Origin of the sequence: Macrococcus hajekii (assembly GCF_004359505.1) — a bacterium.
GTDB lineage: Bacteria > Bacillota > Bacilli > Staphylococcales > Staphylococcaceae > Macrococcus > Macrococcus hajekii.
The window spans coordinates 1-22,942 of the sequence record NZ_SCWE01000003.1; the positions used below are offsets into that span (position 1 = coordinate 1).

The 22,942-nt window shown below is 39.2% G+C and carries 41 protein-coding genes and 1 other RNA gene; 5 read left to right on the forward strand and 37 right to left on the reverse strand.

Going from position 1 to position 22,942, the window contains the following annotated elements; all coding sequences use genetic code 11:
• Window positions 1-191 precede the first annotated feature (191 nt).
• From ERX37_RS07875 to ERX37_RS08015, 31 genes are all read right to left on the reverse strand, one after another.
• Entirely contained in the window at window positions 192-512 is a 321-nt protein-coding gene (locus ERX37_RS07875) for an HNH endonuclease (RefSeq protein WP_133430129.1), read from the reverse strand.
• 160 nt (window positions 513-672) lie between these two features.
• Complete coding sequence (locus ERX37_RS07880; RefSeq protein ID WP_165982004.1) at window positions 673-1,236, reverse strand: sigma factor-like helix-turn-helix DNA-binding protein; 564 nt, start codon at window positions 1,234-1,236, stop codon at window positions 673-675.
• A gap of 66 nt (window positions 1,237-1,302) precedes the next feature.
• Window positions 1,303-2,274, reverse strand: a complete 972-nt coding sequence (locus ERX37_RS07885; protein ID WP_133430131.1) for a DNA cytosine methyltransferase — start codon at window positions 2,272-2,274, stop codon at window positions 1,303-1,305.
• 51 nt (window positions 2,275-2,325) lie between these two features.
• Window positions 2,326-2,562: a hypothetical protein gene (locus tag ERX37_RS07890; protein WP_133430132.1), complete on the reverse strand. Its 237-nt coding sequence runs from the start codon at window positions 2,560-2,562 to the stop codon at window positions 2,326-2,328.
• A 170-nt stretch (window positions 2,563-2,732) separates the two neighbouring features.
• The gene (locus tag ERX37_RS07895; RefSeq protein WP_133430133.1) at window positions 2,733-3,242 is read right to left on the reverse strand and encodes a dUTP diphosphatase; all 510 of its coding nucleotides are present in this window, start codon (window positions 3,240-3,242) and stop codon (window positions 2,733-2,735) included.
• Window positions 3,235-3,444, reverse strand: a complete 210-nt coding sequence (locus ERX37_RS07900) for a hypothetical protein (RefSeq protein ID WP_133430134.1) — start codon at window positions 3,442-3,444, stop codon at window positions 3,235-3,237. Before ERX37_RS07900 ends, ERX37_RS07895 begins: the two co-directional genes overlap by 8 nt.
• A gap of 280 nt (window positions 3,445-3,724) precedes the next feature.
• Complete coding sequence (locus ERX37_RS11425) at window positions 3,725-3,883, reverse strand: hypothetical protein (protein ID WP_165982005.1); 159 nt, start codon at window positions 3,881-3,883, stop codon at window positions 3,725-3,727.
• A complete protein-coding gene (locus tag ERX37_RS11430; RefSeq protein WP_165982006.1) occupies window positions 3,884-4,033 on the reverse strand; it encodes a hypothetical protein in 150 nt (49 codons plus the stop codon).
• A complete protein-coding gene (locus ERX37_RS07905) occupies window positions 4,034-4,372 on the reverse strand; it encodes a hypothetical protein (RefSeq protein ID WP_133430135.1) in 339 nt (112 codons plus the stop codon). It lies immediately after the preceding gene.
• On the reverse strand, window positions 4,369-4,716 hold the full coding sequence (locus tag ERX37_RS07910) for a hypothetical protein (RefSeq protein ID WP_133430136.1): 348 nt from the start codon (window positions 4,714-4,716) through the stop codon (window positions 4,369-4,371). The genes ERX37_RS07905 and ERX37_RS07910 overlap by 4 nt, the downstream gene beginning before the upstream one ends.
• Entirely contained in the window at window positions 4,716-5,111 is a 396-nt protein-coding gene (locus tag ERX37_RS07915; RefSeq protein WP_133430137.1) for a hypothetical protein, read from the reverse strand. The genes ERX37_RS07910 and ERX37_RS07915 overlap by 1 nt, the downstream gene beginning before the upstream one ends.
• Before the next feature lie 12 nt (window positions 5,112-5,123).
• On the reverse strand, window positions 5,124-5,321 hold the full coding sequence (locus ERX37_RS07920; RefSeq protein ID WP_133430138.1) for a hypothetical protein: 198 nt from the start codon (window positions 5,319-5,321) through the stop codon (window positions 5,124-5,126).
• Between the two features lie 164 nt (window positions 5,322-5,485).
• Window positions 5,486-6,475 (reverse strand): DNA-methyltransferase, encoded by a 990-nt coding sequence (locus tag ERX37_RS07925; RefSeq protein ID WP_133430139.1) that lies wholly within the window; start codon window positions 6,473-6,475, stop codon window positions 5,486-5,488.
• Window positions 6,476-6,556: 81 nt separating this feature from the next.
• Window positions 6,557-6,835: a hypothetical protein gene (locus ERX37_RS07930; RefSeq protein ID WP_133430140.1), complete on the reverse strand. Its 279-nt coding sequence runs from the start codon at window positions 6,833-6,835 to the stop codon at window positions 6,557-6,559.
• A complete protein-coding gene (locus tag ERX37_RS07935; RefSeq protein ID WP_373282934.1) occupies window positions 6,836-7,258 on the reverse strand; it encodes a RusA family crossover junction endodeoxyribonuclease in 423 nt (140 codons plus the stop codon).
• 10 nt (window positions 7,259-7,268) lie between these two features.
• Window positions 7,269-7,478, reverse strand: a complete 210-nt coding sequence (locus tag ERX37_RS07940) for a hypothetical protein (RefSeq protein ID WP_133430141.1) — start codon at window positions 7,476-7,478, stop codon at window positions 7,269-7,271.
• A 7-nt stretch (window positions 7,479-7,485) separates the two neighbouring features.
• Window positions 7,486-7,671, reverse strand: coding sequence for a hypothetical protein (locus ERX37_RS07945; RefSeq protein WP_133430142.1), 186 nt, complete (start codon window positions 7,669-7,671; stop codon window positions 7,486-7,488).
• A complete protein-coding gene (locus ERX37_RS07950; RefSeq protein WP_133430143.1) occupies window positions 7,664-8,050 on the reverse strand; it encodes a hypothetical protein in 387 nt (128 codons plus the stop codon). The genes ERX37_RS07945 and ERX37_RS07950 overlap by 8 nt, the downstream gene beginning before the upstream one ends.
• Before the next feature lie 98 nt (window positions 8,051-8,148).
• Window positions 8,149-8,418 (reverse strand): hypothetical protein, encoded by a 270-nt coding sequence (locus tag ERX37_RS07955; RefSeq protein ID WP_133430144.1) that lies wholly within the window; start codon window positions 8,416-8,418, stop codon window positions 8,149-8,151.
• A 155-nt stretch (window positions 8,419-8,573) separates the two neighbouring features.
• Window positions 8,574-9,290, reverse strand: a complete 717-nt coding sequence (locus ERX37_RS07960; RefSeq protein ID WP_133430145.1) for a hypothetical protein — start codon at window positions 9,288-9,290, stop codon at window positions 8,574-8,576.
• A gap of 15 nt (window positions 9,291-9,305) precedes the next feature.
• Window positions 9,306-9,704 carry a hypothetical protein gene (locus ERX37_RS07965; RefSeq protein ID WP_133430146.1) on the reverse strand — a complete coding sequence of 133 codons (399 nt, stop codon included), beginning with the start codon at window positions 9,702-9,704 and terminating at the stop codon, window positions 9,306-9,308.
• A gap of 15 nt (window positions 9,705-9,719) precedes the next feature.
• Complete coding sequence (locus ERX37_RS07970) at window positions 9,720-9,989, reverse strand: hypothetical protein (RefSeq protein WP_133430147.1); 270 nt, start codon at window positions 9,987-9,989, stop codon at window positions 9,720-9,722.
• The gene (locus ERX37_RS07975) at window positions 9,986-10,438 is read right to left on the reverse strand and encodes a hypothetical protein (RefSeq protein ID WP_133430148.1); all 453 of its coding nucleotides are present in this window, start codon (window positions 10,436-10,438) and stop codon (window positions 9,986-9,988) included. Before ERX37_RS07975 ends, ERX37_RS07970 begins: the two co-directional genes overlap by 4 nt.
• Before the next feature lie 11 nt (window positions 10,439-10,449).
• Window positions 10,450-10,962 carry a single-stranded DNA-binding protein gene (gene ssb / locus ERX37_RS07980; protein ID WP_133430149.1) on the reverse strand — a complete coding sequence of 171 codons (513 nt, stop codon included), beginning with the start codon at window positions 10,960-10,962 and terminating at the stop codon, window positions 10,450-10,452.
• Window positions 10,952-11,269: a hypothetical protein gene (locus ERX37_RS07985; protein ID WP_133430150.1), complete on the reverse strand. Its 318-nt coding sequence runs from the start codon at window positions 11,267-11,269 to the stop codon at window positions 10,952-10,954. Before ERX37_RS07985 ends, ssb begins: the two co-directional genes overlap by 11 nt.
• A 1-nt stretch (window position 11,270) precedes the next feature.
• Window positions 11,271-11,453 (reverse strand): DUF6877 family protein, encoded by a 183-nt coding sequence (locus ERX37_RS07990; RefSeq protein WP_133430151.1) that lies wholly within the window; start codon window positions 11,451-11,453, stop codon window positions 11,271-11,273.
• The gene (locus ERX37_RS07995) at window positions 11,450-12,367 is read right to left on the reverse strand and encodes a helix-turn-helix domain-containing protein (RefSeq protein ID WP_133430152.1); all 918 of its coding nucleotides are present in this window, start codon (window positions 12,365-12,367) and stop codon (window positions 11,450-11,452) included. Before ERX37_RS07995 ends, ERX37_RS07990 begins: the two co-directional genes overlap by 4 nt.
• On the reverse strand, window positions 12,345-13,103 hold the full coding sequence (locus ERX37_RS08000) for a phage antirepressor KilAC domain-containing protein (RefSeq protein ID WP_133430153.1): 759 nt from the start codon (window positions 13,101-13,103) through the stop codon (window positions 12,345-12,347). The genes ERX37_RS07995 and ERX37_RS08000 overlap by 23 nt, the downstream gene beginning before the upstream one ends.
• A gap of 84 nt (window positions 13,104-13,187) precedes the next feature.
• Window positions 13,188-13,379 carry a hypothetical protein gene (locus ERX37_RS08005; protein ID WP_133430154.1) on the reverse strand — a complete coding sequence of 64 codons (192 nt, stop codon included), beginning with the start codon at window positions 13,377-13,379 and terminating at the stop codon, window positions 13,188-13,190.
• A gap of 5 nt (window positions 13,380-13,384) precedes the next feature.
• On the reverse strand, window positions 13,385-13,660 hold the full coding sequence (locus ERX37_RS08010) for a hypothetical protein (RefSeq protein ID WP_229713095.1): 276 nt from the start codon (window positions 13,658-13,660) through the stop codon (window positions 13,385-13,387).
• A 34-nt stretch (window positions 13,661-13,694) separates the two neighbouring features.
• Window positions 13,695-13,898 carry a helix-turn-helix transcriptional regulator gene (locus ERX37_RS08015; protein ID WP_133430155.1) on the reverse strand — a complete coding sequence of 68 codons (204 nt, stop codon included), beginning with the start codon at window positions 13,896-13,898 and terminating at the stop codon, window positions 13,695-13,697.
• A 191-nt stretch (window positions 13,899-14,089) separates the two neighbouring features.
• On the opposite strand from ERX37_RS08015, the gene ERX37_RS08020 reads away from it, so the two are divergent.
• The 5 genes from ERX37_RS08020 to ERX37_RS08040 all read left to right on the forward strand — a co-directional run bounded on the left by ERX37_RS08020 (window position 14,090) and on the right by ERX37_RS08040 (window position 17,177).
• Window positions 14,090-14,437: a helix-turn-helix domain-containing protein gene (locus ERX37_RS08020; protein ID WP_133430156.1), complete on the forward strand. Its 348-nt coding sequence runs from the start codon at window positions 14,090-14,092 to the stop codon at window positions 14,435-14,437.
• Window positions 14,438-14,507: 70 nt separating this feature from the next.
• Window positions 14,508-14,930 (forward strand): ImmA/IrrE family metallo-endopeptidase, encoded by a 423-nt coding sequence (locus ERX37_RS08025; RefSeq protein ID WP_165982007.1) that lies wholly within the window; start codon window positions 14,508-14,510, stop codon window positions 14,928-14,930.
• Between the two features lie 3 nt (window positions 14,931-14,933).
• On the forward strand, window positions 14,934-15,416 hold the full coding sequence (locus ERX37_RS08030) for a hypothetical protein (protein ID WP_133430158.1): 483 nt from the start codon (window positions 14,934-14,936) through the stop codon (window positions 15,414-15,416).
• A 1-nt stretch (window position 15,417) separates the two neighbouring features.
• Window positions 15,418-16,071 (forward strand): hypothetical protein, encoded by a 654-nt coding sequence (locus ERX37_RS08035; RefSeq protein WP_133430159.1) that lies wholly within the window; start codon window positions 15,418-15,420, stop codon window positions 16,069-16,071.
• Window positions 16,072-16,127: 56 nt separating this feature from the next.
• Window positions 16,128-17,177, forward strand: coding sequence for a tyrosine-type recombinase/integrase (locus tag ERX37_RS08040; RefSeq protein ID WP_133430160.1), 1,050 nt, complete (start codon window positions 16,128-16,130; stop codon window positions 17,175-17,177).
• 49 nt (window positions 17,178-17,226) lie between these two features.
• On the opposite strand, the gene ssrA is transcribed toward ERX37_RS08040, so the two are convergent.
• The 6 genes from ssrA to eno form a co-directional block, all read right to left on the reverse strand.
• Window positions 17,227-17,584, reverse strand: a transfer-messenger RNA (tmRNA) gene (gene ssrA, locus ERX37_RS08045).
• Between the two features lie 83 nt (window positions 17,585-17,667).
• Window positions 17,668-18,129 carry an SsrA-binding protein SmpB gene (smpB, locus tag ERX37_RS08050; protein ID WP_133430161.1) on the reverse strand — a complete coding sequence of 154 codons (462 nt, stop codon included), beginning with the start codon at window positions 18,127-18,129 and terminating at the stop codon, window positions 17,668-17,670.
• A gap of 11 nt (window positions 18,130-18,140) precedes the next feature.
• Window positions 18,141-20,429, reverse strand: a complete 2,289-nt coding sequence (rnr, locus tag ERX37_RS08055) for a ribonuclease R (RefSeq protein WP_133430162.1) — start codon at window positions 20,427-20,429, stop codon at window positions 18,141-18,143.
• A gap of 15 nt (window positions 20,430-20,444) precedes the next feature.
• Window positions 20,445-21,185: an alpha/beta hydrolase gene (locus ERX37_RS08060; RefSeq protein WP_133430163.1), complete on the reverse strand. Its 741-nt coding sequence runs from the start codon at window positions 21,183-21,185 to the stop codon at window positions 20,445-20,447.
• A gap of 92 nt (window positions 21,186-21,277) precedes the next feature.
• A complete protein-coding gene (secG, locus tag ERX37_RS08065) occupies window positions 21,278-21,511 on the reverse strand; it encodes a preprotein translocase subunit SecG (protein ID WP_133430164.1) in 234 nt (77 codons plus the stop codon).
• A gap of 108 nt (window positions 21,512-21,619) precedes the next feature.
• Window positions 21,620-22,924 carry a surface-displayed alpha-enolase gene (gene eno, locus ERX37_RS08070; RefSeq protein ID WP_133430165.1) on the reverse strand — a complete coding sequence of 435 codons (1,305 nt, stop codon included), beginning with the start codon at window positions 22,922-22,924 and terminating at the stop codon, window positions 21,620-21,622.
• Between the last annotated feature and the right edge of the window lie 18 nt (window positions 22,925-22,942).

Here is a 22,942-nt window from a genome sequence, read left to right on the forward strand (position 1 = left end):
AATAAATCATCATTATTTATACACCCCATAATGTGTTTCCTTAGCGTCGTTACTGGGATTGTCAAGCGTACCCCCCCTCCCCTTTTTGCACCCCCCTCACGTGAAGAAAAAGTGCTTTAAATGTGGAGAGAAGAGTCCCCATACCGTTCCCCACGGTATTATCCAATCGCAAACTTTTTGACCGGGGGGTATCACCAAAATTCATCATGCCACTTTTTCTTTTTACTTTGATTAGGATGAAATCTATTTTCTTTTTTGTTATGACATTTCACACAAAGAGTTTCCAGATTATCCATATCGAATGCGAGTTCGGGATGATGCTCCAGCGACTTGATATGGTCAACATCAAGTCGTTTGTGTTTATCTGGTTTATGTTGATTAGTGAATACTCTGCCATTTCTTTTACATTCTTGGCATTCATAGTTATCCCTTTCGAGAACTAACTTACGTGTCACTTGCCATGCTCTACTTTTATATAACTTGACACGTTCTTCTCTAGTCAATGTTGTCATTGCTTGTCACCTCAATAGTTTAAAGACTCATCAGTCTAGATACATAATGGATCACCTGTGTGTATGACATAAGAAAGACGACATACCGAAGTATGTCGTCAAGTATTTTTACTTTACACTAATGTATATAAACCACCGCAAGCTGACAAGTATTTTTACTTTACACTACTAAGAATAGATTGCTATATAACTCATCATCAATTTTCTTCTTCGCTCGCTCTAGATATGATTCAACAGATGTCACTCTCACATGAAGCAGCTGGGCAACGTCTCCAGCACTCATTCCCTCGCATTTCATCATGATGAATACTTCGAGTTCCCTCGGCGATAACCGTCGCAGTGCGTGGCTGATAGGACTGTCTGCGTTGGAGATATAGTCCGTGTACTCATCATCAGATACTTTGACGTATTGATTATTTTCTATCGCCACTTCCAGCACCTGCTGATCAACCAGATACACCTGCCGCCGCTCAATCGCATTATTCACATTCGGATTGTGTCCTATCCGCAGCCACTCAATCACAAACAGCAGTTCATTGTACATGCCGTTCATCGTGGTGAGTTCCTGCATGACAGGACACGCTGCCTTCTGTCTATCGCCCAGGCTTTCCTTGCCCTGTTTCTTGTACGCCTCAATCACATCAGCATGCTCTATCTTGTAAGCATCTATCCGTCTCTTCATGTCATCAGCCGACTGTAAATATTGTATGAGTAAATCCTTCATGTAGAGCCTCCTCATGTTATAATTAGTTTGTGGATAATTACAGCATGAGCCTTTGAAGGCTCTTTTTTATTTGTCCTCCCTCTCCTCTACTTTGCTTAATATAAGCTCAAATATCGCCTCTAGCACCTGGACCACTATGCTGTTGCCTGCCTGATGATAGAGTGCCGCATTCTTAAACTGCGGCCTTGCCGGATGTTCTGCTGCTACCTTGTCAAAGTCCTCATCGTCAAATCCCATCAGTCTCCAGCACTCTCTTTCTGTCAGTAGTCTGTATTTGTTGTCGGCTATTTTAACCACGCCACTATTCGGACTTCTGTCCTGTCTTGTAGTGACTGTATAGGCGTATTGATCAATAACTTCGCAACTGCCCTTAAATGTCCGTTCTGATGGCGGTACGAATGTCGATGACCCTCTGATTCGGGATAGCATGGACTGTGATGTTACTGTGTACTTGTCATCCGGATTGTTCTCCAGGAATTTTTGAATCGGCTGCATCGGTCTAGTGCGTAACCTGCTGAAATCGAACCACTCGCCATTCAACATACTAACCACAAACACTCTTTCCCTTGTCTGTGGAATGCCGAAGTGCCTCGCATCCAGGACATCGTAATTGGATGTATAGCCGAGACGCTCCATCTCGATGAAATACTTGTTGAAGCTGTGTATCATATCTTTTGCAAGTACGCCCTTGACGTTTTCCCAGATGACCACTTTGGGCTTCCATTCGCCCATCGACTTGATGATGCGTAACGTTTCCCACATAAGTGATGAACGTGTCTTATCTTCATCTTTGCCTCCTAATCGCTTACCAGCTCTCGAGAAGTCCTGACAAGGGCTGCCATGCACCAGAATATCAGGTCTCAAGTTCCAACCGATGACTGACTGCGGTTTGTGCAGATGGTCGTACAGTGCGTTGTATGTGCGTACTGCCTTTTCGTCTATCTCCACATAATCGATGGATTTATGAGGATAGCCGAGATTGAGCAAGGCTTTTCTAGGTGCGCCGATTCCACCGAACAATTCGAGAATCTTAATCACTTGCCCAGCACCTCCTTTACACGTTGAATTTTTCGTGATAAATGTTTAATTTTATCTTTCGTCAATAGGTGTTCTCGCTAATGAATCACAAAAATTATAAATTACATTTGCTACATGTCCTTTTAATTCATTTAAATTATCGTCCATTTTTATATTGAACATTTGCTTTGTAGACACTCTTGCAAGTTCACTTCCGTCTTGTTCAGTTACAATAATTAATTCATTATCACCTTCTATAACTTTTGCACCATAAACTAACATCATTGATTTAAATTTTCTATATTGCATAATTTATCCCTCTATATATTTTTAAATAAAACTTTTATTTTATCCGCATCATCGCCCTACCATATGAAATACACGTATGATAAACACGTCAATGAGTGCGATGCCTGTGATAATCTTCAGCATGACATTACCTCCCTAGTATCCGTTTGACTTCTTCCAGGATGTCTTTCTTAGTAGTTTCGCTCTTGTCTTGCATGATTCTCTGCGTTCTTTCTGTCATAGGCTTGTTCGATGTCTTCGAGGGTGAATGAGTAGTGGTCGAGGATGAGAAGCAACCCAGCATAGATTTCATAAACGTCTGATGAATTAAGCATGTCATCGAGAATGTCGGCGTAACTCATTCTGCTTGCATATCTCACTCGCTCCACAATGATGTGGGCGATATGAGCCTCTGCTGATAACTGCCTTTTGTTTAGGATGAGGTGGATGAAATGGATGACATCCACTGCCTCCCCAAGAATTAAATCTGGATTGACTGCTTTCTGTTTCCAGTACTTCCACAAGTCGTAGCAATTATTGATGAACTCTGCCACCTCTACTTTTAAGGCGATTTGATGCTTGGTGTCTAAATCAAAGTCCCAGTCGTCATCGCTGAAATTGAATTTCGTTCTAATCATTCGATCCAGCTCTTCCTGCTTAGTTGCGAACTTGTTGAATAACTCTGTTGTCATTTTAATCATTCTTCATACCCTCCTTAAATTCCACTTGTGCCGGATATACTTCACGTAGTCGTCCCTCGTATCTAATCACTGCGACTGGATGAGCTTTCTGCCCTGCAGGAAAGCCTCCAATCGTTGCACTGGGACCATGCGTCCACGCTTTCTGAAATATTCCAAGGAAATCCTTTTCTTCGATTTCGTAAATGCGTTCAGTTGATATCATTCTGCTTGCCCTCCATATCTAAATGTTCTCGTGATTCCATCTGGACACTTTACTGTAACTGTTTCATTAAGATCCACTTTAGTTTGTCTCCGTATTCTAATCGGCATCATTTATCCCTCCACTTTATGTTCTTTAATAAATAGGTCATGTCCTGCGAATTGCTCTCTTAGGTTTTCGAGTTCGATACGTGCCCGTTCTTTTGTTGTAAGTAACTGACTTACCGGCTCAATATGATGTCCGTTGATTTACACCATTACCTGCCACACGCTGAATTTGTAGGTCATTGCGTGTCCTCCTGTATCCTAAATGCTTCATCAATTAAAGCTTCTGAAATATTATGAAGCTCTTCTTGAGTTTCTGGGTCAACTGTTTCATCTGCGACTTGCTCTAGTTTTTGAGCAAGTCCAATCAATAATGTTTTAATGTTTTTATCATTCATCTACTCTTCACCTCTAATCCAATTGATTAACGTTATCCAGCACTGTATGTGAAATTTGATTGCGTCTGCTACTGCATCGACTAAAGGCAACCAGTAGTGGTAACCTATATAATCGAGTGATGCGATGATATAACGCTCGATAAAGTTCATCTACTCTTCACCTCGTTCGAGTTCGTTCATTTTATCTACGATTAAAGCTAAAACAAATCTTAAGTCACAGTCTGACGCTCTTCCTGCTGATGCTATATGTTCTTTCAACTTCTCCCATCTTTCCTCGAGTTCGATTACTCGCTCTCTTGCAATGATGGTGTACTGTAAATCATCTACCTTCTCTTCAATAGAGTGGTCAAGCAACTCAAGGACGGTTAGATCATTATCCTTGAGTGCTGTACCATACTTAGCTAAACCCTTCTCATTCTGCTTGCGTAACTGTTTCTTAACTAAAGGCAGGATGTTGTTGATGTCTGTTAGGTTGTCGGCTTGTCTCATAGCACACCCACCTTCTTAGCGATTTCTTCTAAATCTTTTAAAGGCGTAGTTGTCCAATCGAAATCTCTGAGGATTCGCATTAATTTTTTTCTTTTTTCCTCCGCATTGATTTCAGCGACTTTCTCTTCCGAATACTGAATTAATCCCCCCCAATACCCGTAACCATTTCTTTGTCTACCTTCTTCGTCAAAGCGTCGGTTTAAAACATCAATCTTGCCTGCTGGGGTAATTTTTTGGATTCTTCCGATTCTATTTGTAATAGCTCCATATTGACTCTCGTGGATGATTACTCGATCGCCGACCTTTAATTCTGCAAGCCAGCCTGTTCTTTTATCTTGCGTCATCACTTCTCCCCCATAATTTCGTCAAATTTTTGGTTATCAAAATCGTAAATATCTCCATCAAATTTCGGGTGTTTATAGATGTAGACCACTTGCAACAAGAATATCGGCGCACCCAGTAAAGATTGATAACTGATCAAACCTTTTTGTCTGAAATCAGCCAGTAAATTATGGTATTCACTTATCAACATGGCTGCCTCTTCTAACACACTAGTAATAGTTGTTTCGTCATTGTCCAGTTTTTCAATAAGTTCCTCGATAGCATCAACCCAAAGGTTCACTTCAATATCAGCCTTATCCAGTAATTGCTTATAATTCTTTGCAACTTTAATCAGATTATCCTCGTTATAATTCTTAACAAGTTCTCTAGTGGCATTGTGCATCTCTTTAATTTTCATTGGTTCTCCTCCTCAATAAATCTCAATGTGTACATCTTTGCCTGCCTGTAAAATGCGATAGTCCTTGATATTCACAAATGTTTTCGCTCCGTCAGCATGTTCAAGTTCAAAAAACTCATAGTCAGCGTTAGTGTGAATCGTTTTCACATCTTCGAATACGTATTCGTCTTTTTTAGTAGTAATGTTCACTCGCTTAGCTTTTTGTGCCATCCTTACTCCCCACTCTCTTAAATGTCCGTACAAACACATCCCGTGGCACGTATGCGGTCACTGTGTTAAATCGCATCCGTGCCAGCTAAGATGTAGTATTTCTTGTTCTTGCCTGTAATGGTGTAGAAACCGCCGTGTAGGGTGTCTTCGTATAGGTCCAATGGTTACACCTCGAATATATCAATTTGCTTACCTGTTACTCGATGATTATTAATTCGTTCGATGGATTTTTTATAAAAAGTTTCATCCATCTCAAACCCGATAAAATTACGATTCGTATTCATGCACGCGATTGCAGTTGTTCCTGAACCCATACAGTTGTCTAGTACTGTATCGCCCTCGTGACTATAAATCTTGATAAGATGTTCAATAAGATCAACTGGCTTCTGTGTTGGGTGAAATCCCGGCTTCTTATTAAACTCCAAGACATTTGACGCAAATTTCTGACCTTCAGGAATATTGAAGATTCTCGGGTGTCTGACGTTGAGCGCTTTAAGTTCTTCGTACGGCTTGAAACCTTTCCATTTGTCGATGTTGAAGACTTCGATAAGTTGGTTGTAGGTTTGTTCAGGAACTATTTTAAATTGCAAACCATCAGGACTTAAAAAATGTACAAATTTATAGTTTCCTACTTTTTTATTAATTTCACTTGAGTTCAAACCTATAAAATTTTTCAACTCTCTTACGTAATTTCTGAGTTCTGAGAGATTATTATAGTCATAATTTTTTGACCACACTGATATGTCTTCAAAATAGTTAACAGGTGCTTTCTTAACGCCTAAAATATTTCCAGCATTATTCTTCTTCCATATCATGGGATAATTAAATTGGATTATAGAACCACATTTATAACTTCTTAAATGCGATGTATAAGGTTCTTGACTAAATAACACAATCCTTCCGTTATCGCGCAACACTCTTGCATATTCGTTAAATAATTCTTCAGTAGGGATAATTGTGTCCCACAAATGTTCTCGTCTACTATATTGAGTTATAGTGCCGTCTTTTCTTTTTTTAAACGCACCTTTAAGCGAGTTCTTCATCGTCCCATAAGGCGGGTCGCAGACGATTAAGTCTATCGACCCTTCAGGAATTTTTTTCATACCTTCCAAACATTCTTCGTTGTAGATTTTATTAAGTTCTATTTCTCCCATCCTCCAAACATCATTTCCAGATACTTATCCGTCGCCCTCTTATTCGGCTCCAAATCTTACTTCTGCACCTTCTTGTATCATCTACTCTGCCTCTATTTCGCTTTTGATTTGATTTAAGACTTCAATCCAGTTATCAATTTTTCGCACATTATCAAATTCGTAAATGATTGTTTCTTTCGCATCTTTTCTAGGATCAACTAGTTTATCGTAGTCATCTCTTTTATAACCAATCATCAGTACAAAAACGGGTTTACCGTCTATATGACCACGACCGACACGATTGACCGAATCCATACTCTTATACCGTCTAATAATTCCAGGTAGTTTAATACGTTTAATTATTTTAGATAACTTAATCATCTACTCCACCAGTCCTTTCTCTATCTCTTCAACTGTCATCAGTATTTTAGGGTGTTGTGTATACCGCTTCTCAGTTACTAATGATACGATTTGACCATCATCTACCCACACATGCTTATTCGCTGCATCCAGGACCGTCTTGACCAGGTTATCAATATCAGGCTTCTTGTTATGATAAGTACCGTACATCCGTTCTCTTTTAACTTTGGACGTACTTGCTGGCACCGGCATGCCGAACATCAGCGTGATCTTAATCTGTCCGGTCAACTCAAGCCTTGGCATCTGAGCTGCAATAAATGCCTTATGATGCATATAAGAAGCGGGCATATACGTTCGAACGCTATTTCCCACTCTCTTAAATCTGGGTCTTGGGGAATTCATCGGCTTATCAAAGCCTTTGACATCCTTGTACGTAATTGGAATAACTGTCACATTATTTTCCGGCACGCTGCCATCCCTCCTTAATTATTCTAAAGTTTTCGTCAAAACAGCTTTTCCATACGCCGCCTGCAAACAATGGTCCTCTGATGCTTTCAAAGCACACAATGCGTTTATTCATGCCAGTGACTTTATATCGCTTGAAACTTCTCTTGTCCTCGATGATGGCGCCTACCGACAGCCGCTTCTCCTCTTTATTCTGCATAGGCTGCCTACTTCAAAAATGGCGGTCTGAAACAACGTTCGCCTTGGTATGTTCCACTGTTTGTGTCATTGCTGTAATAGGTATCGATTGCATCCTCACCCTCAGCGAATGTCTGAGAAATGAAGCGGAGCAGTAATGCTGCTCCGCTGACTGTTAGAATGACTTTACCGGTTGACATAATCATTTTAGCCATTCATTTTACCTCCGCTTCTGAACATACTTCTGATGGATTGTGCTGCATTGACAAGTCGTTGCGTTGCTGATTGAGCTGATTTTACAATCTCGATTCCAGCCTCATTTAGGTTTCCTTTTACTTCTCCAGCTGCTCCAGCCATAGTATCTTTTGAAGATTTAACTGGCGCGATCATTTCGCTGTCACCTGGATTCATAACTTCCTTCCAGATGACTGACCGCTTCAGATCAGTCACTTTTATCAACTTTAGTTCTCTATTATTTTTAAAGTTGACCATAACCGCCCAGGGCTTTCGTTTGATTCTTTTAATTCTGCTGACCTTGTATAACTCCTTTGTAAAAGAGTTTTTAAATACAACACCTCTGCTTACTCTATTCATCCGCTTCATCCCCCTTAGCGTTCTCAGCCAGCTGTTGAGCTGACTGTTTAACTGTGTTATCAAATCCTGCAATATAATCGTCAGATGTGATTGTTGTGTTAGATGTCTCCATCAGTCGCCCATCTCTCCTTTGCTATCATCAGTCTCATAAAGGCATCGCTATACATTCTTTCGTTGAGCTTATAGGCCACTGCGTCCCAGGTATCCGCTTCAATGATCTGGTTATCTATCACCTCTGCTATTTCCAGCTGCTTGATTGAGCCTTTATCAGTCAGCTTATAGGTACACTGCGCATAACGTCTGTAGCGCTGCAGTATCTGGCTGGCATAGCGGCTTAATCCATATTGTTTAAATGCGTCCTGTTTCATACGTCCACTACTTTCCGAGTAATTCTCTTATTCTGTCTAAACAGTCTTTCTCTGTTCTTTTATCGTTTGAATGATGCATGTTAAACTTGATGCCTCCAATATTTATATTGATAAGTTGTTGATAATTAATGACAGGAGCATGAAGCCCCTGTCTGTTAGCTTAAAATAGTGACGTTCTTACGGTTGATGTTCTCTCTGAGATAGTCTGCGATTGATTTTCTGGCCACGTTCTTCCATGCGCCGCCATCTGCTTCAAATAACGCTGCTTCAACGCCGTTACGTCCTTCGCGTAAACGGAAGACAAACGCTGATTCCGGCTGAGTCACTTCCGTGAATGTTCTGAATGGTTTCAGATGAACCGGATTAGGCACTTGTTCACTGCCGACTGTTGCAATGCCTTGTCTGACTTCAACACTCTGCGTAATGCCGTTATCACTCTGGTTACGCACGTTTTCGCTTCGAATATTACCGACGAGTCTTAATACGTTTGCTGTTTCTTCATTAGGCACGAATACTGACTGCATCTGTACGTTGAACTCTTCCAGCTCCAGATAGCTTCCTAATGTCACTGCAGGCAGTTCCGCTTCCACTACTAAGAACTGATCACGGTCAGCATTATCGTTTAACTGTCCCATGACTTTCACTGTCCGGTGGTCATGGACAACGACTGATAGTTTTATCTGCTCCTGGTCTGTGTCGAAGTCGCTGTTGAGATAATCAACAAGTCCACTCAGTGTTGCAATCTTGAATGCCTTTGCTATAGGTTCAGTTATTTCTTGCAGTCGTTCATCAACAATCAAGAATGTTCTGTCACCTACTCTGTATCGTCTGTTGGTATGTTGTGCAATATATTGCATAGCTTCTTTAATCATTTTTTATTCTCCTTTTTAGTTGAACATTGAGTTCTGTTTGATTGATGTTACTTTTTTCTGGTCCACTGGCTTGCCGTCATCTTCTCTCACTGTGCCTTTGTCATCAAAATAGGTCTGGTCCTTAATACCTGATTTAAGTTCTTTTGCCACTGCCACCCCTTTCTCATCTAATCCAGTCATCATCTTGATTGGTACCGGCTTACGTGACTGAAGTGATGTCTTAGCCTGGACATCCAGGAAGAGAATTTCACGACTCTCGTCAGATGCAATTGATATCTCAAGTGTGACCTTCCGTTTCTTTTCGGGATCTGTGTTAAGGTCGTGAATGTTTTCCAGTACTTTTGCGAATGCATCATCAAAGCGTTCCTGTACTGCACCGTCTGCGAGTGTTGATAAATTGTTTTTAGTATTCATCCTTTTATCCTCCTGTTATTTAGCATAATCACGCATCACTTCGAATAGGTCCGGTTGTCTGCGACTTCTTGTATCTTTACTTTCAGTTTTCAGCTGCTCTTTATAATAAAGATTGTTACGTTGCATATAATTAACTAACTCACTATCTCTCATGTATTCCATCTGAGGGTGTTTATCGCTACAACCGACGAACTGCACACCGCCTTTCATCTTGATCTTGTTTGCTGCAAGAGTTCCATCCGATTCATATATCCACTTGTTGTGATTACTATCTGTTCTATTCATCGGACTAACTCCGGAATTAAAATTTTATAAGAAATCATTGTTCTAATTTCATCCGGCATCATATCAATTTCTGATTTAGTAAATGATGTTATAAATGAATGGGTTTGGCTTTTATTATTGAACATGTAGCGATTATTAATTAAATCTAAATTAATGTATTCTTTATTATTTCCGCCGAAAACTTCACATAATTTCAAGCTGTATTTTTTTTCATCAATCCGTTCTAAAGGTGGTGTCGCTGCAAGGTCGCGTCCAAGGTTGAAAAGATTTTCTTTTAATATTGGTCCTAATGACTGGAAGTTACTAAAATCATTATTAAACTGGTGCTGATTCGGTCCGATATACATTACAGTCACTCCGTTGTATTTGACCTTGATTTTACTTTCATTCATCACTGTGAGTTTATTGTCTAATATTTTAACCAACTCTATAAATTCATTAATTTTCATTTTCATCCTCCTTAAAACGGCAGATCATCATCACTGATGTCGATAGGTCCTGTTTGATTTGCGAATGGATTGTTGCCCGCTCCTGGTGAAAGGTTGCCATTGTGTTGTGCGCTCTGATTCTGACCAGGTGAAGCGGTCCGTCCACTGATATGGTCCTCGTATGCATCCTCAAAGTCTTCAGTAGTCTTTCTATTCTGATTAGCAGCTTTAGGTTCTAGGAACTGCACTGAGTCACACACAACCTCTGTGACGTACACTTTGTGTCCTTCCTGGTTGTCATAGCTTCTTGACTGCAAACGTCCGTCTACGCCAGCCAGTGAGCCTTTACTAAGATAGTTATTAACATTCTCTGCTTGCTTCCGGAAAACAACACAGTTGATAAAGTCTGCTTGCCTTTCACCATTCGCATTCGTAAATGTGCGATTGACTGCCAGTGTGAATGTCGCGACTGCTACGCCAGATGGTGTCACTCTGTATTCAGGGTCCTTAGTTAAACGTCCGACAAGTACGACTCTATTTATCATTTGGCATAGCTCCCCAATTTAATTTGATTAAACCTTTCATACCGACTAAATTTCTAGTTAAGACTTGGCAACGGTTCTCCGAAAGACCATGTTTATCAATGATTGCACTAACAACCTTTTCAGGATTTGAAGCAACGAATCTTAGTGCCATATCCTGTGAGGAGGCATCACCCCTAAGAATTAATTGATCAAAGCCAGCAGCTGCCATTTCTTTAGCTCGATTTATAATTTGCTCTACGACCTCATCCATATTCTCTTCTAACGAGTCTTCCTTGATTGCTTGCAACTCATTTACTAATTCATTCATGCTATCCTTCCTTCCTTTCGACTTCTGTGTACTTGATTAGATTTTGTAGATATCGTAGCTGCAAAGCTACGTAGTGCTCTTCCTGACAACTCTGTATACGTCCATATACATCTTCAAGTACTCGAACTGGAAACTCATACTCTCCTGTCAATCTGTTGATTTCGTCGATTGCTGTGTTTGTCATCTTGCACCAGCTCTTTCATAGTCCGGTAAATTAGTGATTTCTGAACCCTGGAAGACAATTACATTACTCGGATCAAGAAGCGGTTCATCATCATCGAAGAATTTAGCATTGCTATAAAACACTTTTTTAGCACTTGTGAAAATATATCGTTCTAACGATTCGATAGATTCATTACTTTTCTTCCGTTTTTGATTGATCCGTTTAAGCATGTTAACGATATGCTCTTCAATATCTTCAAGTGTCATGGCCATCACATCATCATCAGAATTAAAGCTTGATTTTGCTTTGAGTAGAGCGGATTTGAGAACATGTATCTCGTCAATTTCAAACTTCATAAGGTAGCTGGCAATCATCGGAGGCATGTTCTGTAGTTCAACTTCTTTTTGTTCTTGAGAGTCATCTACAAAATTGTCAGATGAAAAATGATTCGTATGATTTGTATGACCTGGTTCTTGCTCTTTATCATTCGAATCATTCAAGTCATTATTACTTAAGTTATTATTTATTAAGTCATTATTACTTAAGTTATTATTACTAGGGACGGATTCTCCTACGTTGGAAAACCCGTTGTTGGATTCTCCTACGTAGGTTTTTCCTACATCGGTTTTTCCGTTCTGGATAGGTGTCTCGAAAACGTCATAATCGTAAGCACCAAGACGTCCCTTTTCATCCCTACTTCTTGAACGTCTAAGATAACCTGCTTCAATCAACTCTTTAATGCCTGCTTTCACACTGTCCTTACCATCCTTACAACTTTTAACTAGCTCTGCCTCATAGAATTTCCAGCCGTCCGGTTTCTCGAGCATTGTCGCCAGCAATCCTTTTGCCTTAAGACTTAGGTTATGGTCTTTTATTGATGTTTTATCCAGGATCATAAAACGTCCCGATTCTTTATGTGTTCTGTATATCGTCATGACGCTTTTCCTCCTGTAAAAACTTATTAATAAAATACTGCTGACCCTTACCTGTTATTTTTGTTGTTCTAGTAGTTCTAATAGAACCATCCGGATTGTTATGAGTTCTCTTCTTAATGTCCATTAACTTCATATCCATACTTCTCTGAGTAGGTAGGTTATAGTTTTCTCCACGCTGTCTAATCAAATAGCCATTTTTTCTCATCCATTCAAATAGTCTGTTCTGTCCAATACGCACACCATTCTGATTAAGCAGCTTAGCCAGTTCTCCAATAAGTATGGAGCTTGTACTTGCATCTACTGCATCTGCAAATAGTACTTTAGGCTTATCCGCTTCAATCTTCTCTTCAAGCCTGATGATTTTCTTATCTGCAAAGTGCAAAGCCCGCTTCATGACCATCTCTGGACTGTTCCATGCATTATCTACTTGGATGAAATATTCTCGTACTTGATAGCCTTTTTCTGTTCCGGACATCATTGCAATATGCTTTGCCATCTCTAGTGACATAGAAAAGTCTTCAAGGTTTCTGATAGCTCCATTATTAACAACCGTAGTTGCAACTACACTTGTAAAATCTCTACCGAGTTTGAAATGTTTGAAGTTCTGATCTGCCCATAAACTGAATCGAGTCTTCACACCCAGTTCTCTATGCAACGTTCTTGCACTGACGACCACTTCGCCCGATTCATTTTCTCGTACAGGTACTAATTGATTACTCACTTTTAATTCGAGCATGATTTCTAACTCCTTTTGTGTTATAATTACTTTGTAAATTTTATTAATTGCCCTTAACGATCAGGTGCCTGCCTGATCGTTTTTTTATGCAAACCAACCCCAAGCTTCCTTCGTGAGATGGCCGATTGCTGCAAATAAACAAAGAGTTAAAATCAATATCAATCCAGGTCCGTTTCCTTGCTCAATTATTGAAATATACGCAAGAGAAAGTGTAATTGATAAGCTAATGGCTCCTGATGCAATTAACACCACTAAAAACTGTGCTGTATCCTTCATATGTTTTACTCTCCTTCAAGTAAGTAGTCCCAAATATAATCGATTGCAGGCTTAATTTTGATATAACGTTTACGACTACCTGGGAATCTCCTTATAAACCTTTTTTTAAATTCAGCATTCGGATATACTTTCTTTTTTAGATCTGCATCTGATATGCCACTGATTCGCTGAAACTCATCTGTATCAGCGAATCCAACATATTCTTGAGACGGTAAAGCCTTTTTAATTACCTCAGTAATAGTTTCTTCCAGTGAATTTAATTCAAGTTGGATATTCACCATTCACCACCTCCCATTTTCTCATATATGAGAAATTTTAATCAGAAAAAAGCTCGTCAATCGTAACGTTGAGATGCTTAGCAATTGCTGCAGCTTCATCAATCGTAAAGTTGCTCTTATTTCTGTTAATTTTTTGACTAAATGTACCTACTGTTACATCGATTAAATCAGCTACTTCCTTATGCTTAATACCTCGTTCTTCCAAAGCTACACGTAACTTTACATAGCGTTCTTTTTTCAACTCATCACCTCAATCACTAGAAAATTTCTCAAAAATGAGATTTCATAATTAAATATTACTATCCCATTTTTGAGAAGTCAACAAACATTTTTCAAAAATGGGAAAAAAGTTTGTAAAATACCTTGCAAAAATGAGAAATTAAATTTATTATTAAATTTATAAAAATACAAATTTTGAGAGGAAACTTAAATATGACCGACTTCGCGAGTAGATTAATCACATTAAGAAAAAATAGAGGTTACTCACTTGATGCGCTTACTGCTGAACTTAACAAAAAAGCTCCAAGCGATATGAAGTTTTCTAGAGCTTCTCTACATCGTTGGGAAAAAGGCGAAATTTCTCCATCATTAGATCATGCTAAAGTTATCGCTAACTTCTTTGGTGTAACGTTAAATCAGTTAGGCGGAATTGATGATATACAAGATACAAGTGAGTTAGATACAATCGCAGCTCACATTGATGATGATGTAACTGAAGAAGAAATGAAAGAGATTGTAGCTTTCATAAAAGGAATCAAAGCAGGTCATAAAAATAAATAGAGGGTCTACCGTAAGGGAGTTGATAGCTATAAATACTTACGAACAACTGGCAAGTATATCAGGATTCAAATTGATTGAACGACCGATGCCAAAAAAGATGCCAGGATTGTATAAGAACGGAGTAATTTATCTTGATAAACAACTGTCTCCTGAAAAATCGGTAGAAATATTAGCGGAGGAAATTGGGCATCATTTTACCTCAGCTGGAGATATAACTGATTATTCTAAAATTGAAAACATGAAGCAGGAAGTCAGAGCTCGTCGTTTTGGGCATGAATTAATCATTACTTTCGATGGTTTAATTGAAGCTTGGTCTATTGGTGTTCACAATATATTTGAGATGGCTATACACTTCGGAGTTACTGAAGAATATATTTTTGAAGCAATCGAACATTATAAACAAAGACACGGATTATCTACTATTCATGGTGATTATCTAATTAGATTTGATCCTTTGATGGTTTATAAATATAAAGATTTAAGGGGGGAATAATTAATGGGCAATTACACTGTTAAGGAGCAATGGAAGATTGGAATGAAAGAAAGTGAGTATGTAAAAACTTTATCATCTGATGAAAAGAAGTTATTCAAGTCTCTACCACGTCCACAAAGAGATGATTTAGTATGGACCTACATTAATGAGGGCACTGCTGAGTTGCCAACGATTGATGATGCTGTCACTCAAGATGATTTAAAACACTCTAATTGGTTATCAAAACAAGGTATAAATAACCCAACTAAAGTAACTATGAATGCTATCCACCCTTTAGTGAGTGATTCAAAATTAAATTCTTTTACAAATAACTGGGCCGCATTCACCACCTTAAGCATTGATAAGCAAGCCGTAATGAAATCTAATATAGTCCAACAAAAGCAAAACTACACTCTGATTGCTCAACAAGATGAAATTATTAAACAAAATAATGAAATTATAGATTTATTAAAAACTATTGCGCAAAATAGTCAGGAAGGTAACTAATATGAAAAAAGTTTTAGTATTAACATTGTCTTCTTTTGTACTACTTGCAGCATGTAATAATAGTGAGGTAAAAACAGAAAAGGAAACAAACGAAGAAAAAAAGAGTACTGAAAAAACTACTACCGAAATAGCGACTACTGAGAGACCAGCTACTAAAGAAGTAACTACTGAAACACCAACAACAGAAGCTGTTACAACTGAGCAAGCGACTACTGAAAATATTACAACAGAAATACCAACAACTGAACAAGCAGTGGTTGATTTCTATAACGTAACTGATCGTGGCACATTAGAAAGTATTGTATATGGCAATTATGATGAGGGCGATAAAATCATTGCTTATAAAAGTGCAGTGGAAAATGGCGTGATTCCACAAGGAAATGTTATGGAAGGATATGCTGCTAAAGCATATGAAAGTTCATTAAGAGTAGAATCCGGAGCAGAGACACCTGTATATGATGTTAACCCATCATCAAATCCTAATTACGATTATCTGTTTAAAAGTAAATCAGAAGAGTCTACATCTAGCGAAGATGAATACCATGAACCTACACCTGAAGAAGCACAAGCAAATCTTGATCAGTTGCTTCAAGAAGGAACAATCACACAGCAAGAATATGATCAATGGTCTCAAGAAGTTCAACAAAATCAATAAGGGTTAATTAATACCCTTATTTTTTTACACCATTTTTCAGAAAAAGGAGTCATTTTATGATTAACTATACCGTTTCGAAAAGACAGAATAAGAAATCGTTCAGCTGGATGTATGATATAAAACACCCTTCTTTCAAAAACGGAAAAGAAAGAAAAGCTGGATTTAAAACAAAGAGTGAAGCAAATGCTGCAGCCCTTGAAATTATTCGTCAGCTACAAGATGGGCAACTTGTTAGAAACGAAAAAACATTTGAAGCATATTACATTGACTGGCTTGAGATAAAAAACAAGAAGACTGTAGCTGAAAAACAGTACTACTGGTACGAACGTTCTTTAAAATTATTTAAAGAATACTTTGGGAATAACATGTTAGTAAAAAATATAAAGAGATCTGAATATCAGAAATTTTTAAATCAGTATGGAAAAGGCAGATCGACTGAAACAGTCAGGAAAGTTCATGGATGTATTTCTCCTTGTCTAAGAGATGCTGTATATGATGGTTATCTATCAAAAGATCCGACATATCAAATTGATGTTAAAGGCACTAAAAAACCTAAATCTGAAGAAGCAAAGTATATGACTATAGAACAGTATGAGGGTATGCTCGCATATTTTAAAACACGAGAAGAAATGAGTTATGTATTTCTTTATTTGATGGCTATTACTGGTGCACGTTTCAGCGATATGATTAATATGACACTCGCTGATCTGAATAAGGCCCCTGGAATCATTCATCTGCCCGGTACCAAAACAAGTAATTCACCCCGTGATGTTGAAGTCAGTCAGAAAGATATTACAGCCCTTAATACAAAGATTGCACAGCTGCCAAGGCACATAGATGGCAGACTATTTCATTTGAGCCATACTGCAGTCAAGAAAGCATTTAATCACACTAAGAAACAAATCAACCTTAACGATGAGAAAATAACACCCTATGCCTTACGTCATACTCATACTTCATATCTACTAAGCAAGGGTATACCGATTGAATATATCTCCAAACGATTAGGACACTCAACCATCTCAATCACCCTCGATATTTACACTCATTTACTCGATGAGCATAAAAAAGAACAGGGCCAAAAAGTGAGAGAAATATTCTCTTGACACTTTTTAGACACCTGTTGTTTAAAAACCCCGATATACAAGGTCTGAAATATGGAGACGGCGGGAGTCGAACCCGCGTCCAGAGATCCTGCAATTGATACTTCTACGTGCGTAGTCGCATTGTTAAGGTTTCACCATTAAGCTGACAATGGACAACCTACTTAATGGCTAGCCCGATTAATCTCTTCTGTTCAGACTCCAGGCGGAAGTGAACAGCGTATCCTACTAAAGTTGAACCTCTACATCAGGCACATAGGCGATGCTTGAGAGAGGTGCAGAGTGCGATTAGGCAGCTACTGCGAAATTGTTAGTTTTGCCAGTTATTATAACTGTTGTGTTGATGCGGAGACAGCCCTCCGGCACGCTATACCAACCCAAGTGACCCCTGTCGAATCCGTAACGCCCCCAGGATAATAAATCGTTATTTTAACTAGCACCATATAATATAACAAATTGAGAAGTGAGGTGCAAATAAATTGCACCTATTCTCTTAGTATTTGCCTTTTAGCGCTCTATCCATCTCACGTTTTGCTTCTTTAGCTTTTAATGTATGACGTTTATCATAGTCTTTTTTACCTTTAGCAAGTCCGAGAAGCATCTTACAATAGCCGTTTTTAATATACAGTTTAAGTGGTATGAGTGCATAGCCTTTTTCTCTTGTTTCACCGAACAGTTTGTCAATCTGCTTGCGCTTGAGTAGCAGCTTGCGTGTACGAAGTGGATCATGATTAAAACGGTTTCCTTCTTCGTAAGGTGCGATATGCATATTGTAGACATACATTTCGCCTTGATAGACACGGGCATAGGAATCACGAAGATTCGCACTGCCTCGTCTGATTGATTTGATTTCCGTACCTTTAAGTTCAATACCCGCTTCTATTGTTTCTTCTATCGTATAGTCATGACTCGCTTTTCTATTCTGTGCGAGCGTTTTGCCATCACCTTTTGGCATTAATCTCACCTCTATTTCTTCTTGCCACGTCCTGCATTTTTCACTGTTTTTGATTTGTAGAAGGGCTTTTTATCTTTATTGTTATGGCCACGACCTTTACCGCGACCTTTGTTACCACTGTCACTGCGTCCTTCTTTTTTCTCTGTACGTATTACTGTACCGCGTGATTTACGTTCAACTGATCTAGGCTCCATGCCGACGATGCTGAAATCAATCTTACGTTCATCGACATTGACACTTAATACTTTGATTTTTACTTTATCACCAATGCGGAAGACTTTTGCTGTCTTTTCACCAATGAGTGCCATCTGACGTTCATCAAAATTATAGTAATCATCTGTCATATTTGTGTTATGAACCATACCTTCAATTGTATTTTTCAGTTCCACGAACATTCCGAAGTTGGCTACTGATGAGATAATACCTTCGTATTCCTCTCCCACATGCTGTAACATATACTCCGCCTTCTTCAGATCATCTGTATCGCGTTCTGCATCAACGGCACGTCGTTCACGTTTAGATGTATGGTCACTGATTTCAACAAGCATCTCTTCCCACTGATCCTGCGCCTGTTCATCCATTAATTTTTCAATCAAATATTTACGGATAAGGCGATGAACGATTAAGTCAGGATAACGACGGATCGGTGATGTGAAGTGTGTATAATATTGTGCTGATAAACCGAAGTGACCTAGAGACTGCTCTGAATACTTCGCCTGCTGCATACTGCGGAGCATCAGTGTTGAAATCACCATTTCCTCAGGCTTTCCTTTAATCTCTTTAGCAATCGTCTGAAGCGTCTTAGGATGAATATCCTCTGTCCCACCACGAACAAGAATACCGAAGTTGGCTATAAATTCAAAGAAACGCTTGATTTTATCTGCTTTCGGTTCTTCATGAATACGATAAATGAACGGTACTTTCATCTGATGGAAATGCTCTGCCACTGTTTCATTGGCTGCCAGCATAAACGATTCAATGAGTCGTTCACCTTTACCACGCTCGCGAATCGCAACGTCATAAGGAACGCCGTCATCATTAACAAGAATTTTTGCTTCCTTGAAATCAAAGTCTACCTCTCCGCGACGTTTACGCATTGAAGCCAGAATAGTATTCAAGCTCTGTGCATCTTCAATCATCGGTACGATATGGGCATATTTATCGCGAAGCTCTTTATTACCATCCAGTATTTCATTAACATCTGTATAAGTCATCCGTTCATCTGAGTAAATGACACTGTCAAAAATATCATGCCGTACCACTTTACCTGATGGATTAATTTCCATCTCACAGCTTAGTGTAAGGCGGTCTGCATGAGGATTTAAAGAACAGATACCGTTAGATAGACGATGCGGAATCATCGGAATAACACGGTCTACTAAATAGACACTTGTGCCTCGCTCATAGGCTTCACGGTCCAGTGCTGAACCTTCAGTTACATAATGACTGACATCCGCAATACTGACCGTCAGGATATAGTTCTCACCTTTACGTTCAATACTGATCGCATCATCTAAATCTTTTGCATCTGCACCATCAATTGTAATAGTCAGTTTATTACGCAGATCGCGTCGTCCTTTAATTTCACTTTCACTGATCGCATCCGGCACTTGCTCTGCTTCTTTAATCGCATCTGGAGCAAAGTCAATATTGATGCCGTGCTGATAGATGATAGATAAAATATCAACACCTGGATCATTTTTATGTCCAAGAATTGCAGTGACATGTCCTTCCGGATTGCTTGTGCCATCTGGATAGGCAGTCAGTTCAACAAGTACTTTATGCCCTTCAACTGCTCCTAGATTACGGTTTTTAGGAATGAAAATATCCTGTGTAATTCTTTTATCATCCGGTAGAACGAAACCAAAGTGTTTTGCTTCTGTATAAGTACCGACAACCTGAGTGATGGCACGTTCTTTAATTTCCTTGATGACACCTTCCTCGCGTCCATCACGCCCTTTGGATACTTTGACGACAACCGTGTCGCCGTCCATCGCCTGGTTAATCGCATTCGGTGGGATGAAGATATCTTCCACACCCTCGGTTAAAGGACGTACAAAGGCAAATCCTTTTTTATTCTGGCTGATGATTCCTTCAACAAGGTCAGAGTCATTCAGCATATAACGGTCTTCTTTTGTCCGTTTAATCTTTCCTTTTTGTTCAAGTTCTACGAGCTCTTTAACAAGTGCTTTAAATTCATCTGCAGTCGTTAGGTTCAGCAGTTGTTCAATCTCATTGATTGACAATACCTCATTTTTTCTCGTCTGAAATATCGTTAATAGTTCATTTGTAAATGTCATAGCCTTCTCCTTTCGTTAGTGAGACCATTCAAGCTCTTCAAGAAATGCATAATAATCTTCAAAGAGCTGTTCTTTTTCCTTATCTATTGTAATGACGTGACCTGACTGTTCATACCAGTGAATTTCCTTCACGTCGCTTGAAGCCTCATTATAAATGATGTTAGCAGAATCTGGATTAATCATTGTGTCCAGTTTACCTTGGGCGACAAAAAGAGGTGCGAATACATTATCTACAGACTCTCTGACTTTAACGATTGTCTCCTGTAAGTCTTCAAGTAATGCTGTCGGATGAAACGCACTCATCTCACGGTCAATCTGTGCCGCATCTTTACCTTCACGTTTCTTAAACTCACGCGCATATTCCAGCACACCTTCAAACATATTGCCAGTCGTTTTAATATGCATCGGTGAACACATCGTCGCTACGCTATTTATATCGCGATGCTGACTGAGGCGAAGTGCAAAATCGCCACCTAATGACAGACCTGCCACTGCAATATCTTCATAGCCTTTTTGTTTGAGGAAGTCATACGCTTCGAGAACCTGACCCCACCAGATATGAGGACTGGACTGAAGCAGTTCTTCTGGAGGTACACCGTGCCCTTCATAATGGGGTGCATAAGACGTATACCCTTTCTTCTGTAAAAATCGTCCTAACTGTCTGACATCAGAAGAATTACCGGTAAAGCCGTGTAGTAATAATACTGCACGAGGTCCCTCCTCAAATAAAAATGGTTCAGGTAATCGAATTTTCATGATCATAACTCCTTTTCACCTATTACTTCTATTGTATGTGTTTTTTATTGCTAATCAAAATAAAAAAGCCCGGGATGCACCGGACTTATCATCTACAGTTTAAAATAAGTTAATGCCAGCATAATAATAAAGAAGAGTACTGACAGAACAATTGTCGTACGCAGTAATATTAAATCAACACCGCGTGTTTTCTGCTTGCCGAATAATGTCTCAGCTCCACCACTGATGGCGCCAGATAAACCATTACTTTTACCTTCCTGCAGTAAAACAACTGTTATAAGTGCGATACAGACAATAACTAAAAGAATCGTAAGTGCAGTATGCATAGAGGGTCCTCCTACTAATAATCACTCGTATCATTTTACCATGAAAAAGAAAAAAAAGAAATAACAACAAAAGAAGACACGGCGTCCCGTGTCTTCTCTCTCTAAAAATTATTTATTTAAGTTATAGAAAGATTTAAGTCCTTCAAATTTTGCTGTTTCATATAATTCATCTTCAATGCGAAGTAACTGGTTGTATTTTGCAATACGGTCTGTTCTTGATAATGAACCTGTCTTAATTTGACCTGCATTTGTCGCAACAGCAATATCAGCGATTGTTGTATCTTCTGTTTCACCTGAACGGTGAGAAACGACTGCAGTGTAGCCTGCTTTTTTAGCCATTTCAATCGCTTCGAATGTCTCAGTCAGCGTACCGATCTGATTCACTTTAATTAAGATTGAGTTACCGATACCTTGCTCAATACCACGTGCAAGAATTTCAGTATTTGTTACGAATAAATCGTCACCGACAAGCTGTACTCTATCACCTAAACGTTCAGTAAGAGCTTTCCAGCCATCCCAGTCGTTCTCATCCATACCATCTTCAATAGAGATGATCGGATATTTATTCACTAATTCTTCCAGATAATCGACTTGTTCAGAAGCTGAACGTTTTGCGCCGCCTTCTCCTTCGAATTTAGCGTAGTTATAAACACCATCTTCATAGAATTCAGAAGCTGCACAGTCAAAGCCGAGATAAACATCTTTGCCTGGTTCAAGGCCTGATTTCTTGATTGCTTCTAAAATAGTTTCAACACCATCTTCTGTACCTTCGAAACGAGGTGCAAATCCACCTTCGTCACCAACAGATGTTTCAAGTCCACGTTCTTTTAAGATTGATTTTAAGTTATGGAAGATTTCAGCGCCCCAGCGTAATGCTTCTTTAAATGAATCTGCGCCAACTGGTAATACCATGAACTCCTGGAATGCAATCGGTGCATCTGAGTGAGAACCACCATTGACGATATTCATCATCGGTACAGGTAACTGAACACCGTTGAAGCCACCTAAATATTTGTATAAAGGTTGTCCTAAGTAATCTGCAGCAGCACGTGCAACTGCCATAGACACGCCAAGAATTGCATTGGCACCGAGTTTACCTTTATTCGGTGTACCATCTAAAGCAATCATCATTTTATCAAGCGAAACCTGTTCAAGAACTGAGAATTCACCTTCAATGATTTCTGGTGCGATAATTTCGTTTACATTTTCAACAGCTTTTTCTACACCTTTACCTGAGTAGCGTTCTTTGTCGCCATCACGTAATTCAACTGCTTCATGTTCGCCTGTTGAAGCGCCTGATGGTACGAGGGCACGACCAAATGCACCGCTTTCAGTTAGTACTTCTACTTCGATTGTCGGATTACCACGTGAGTCCAGGACTTCGCGTGCGTATACATCTGTAATAATTGGCATAGTTAAAACTCCTTTGAA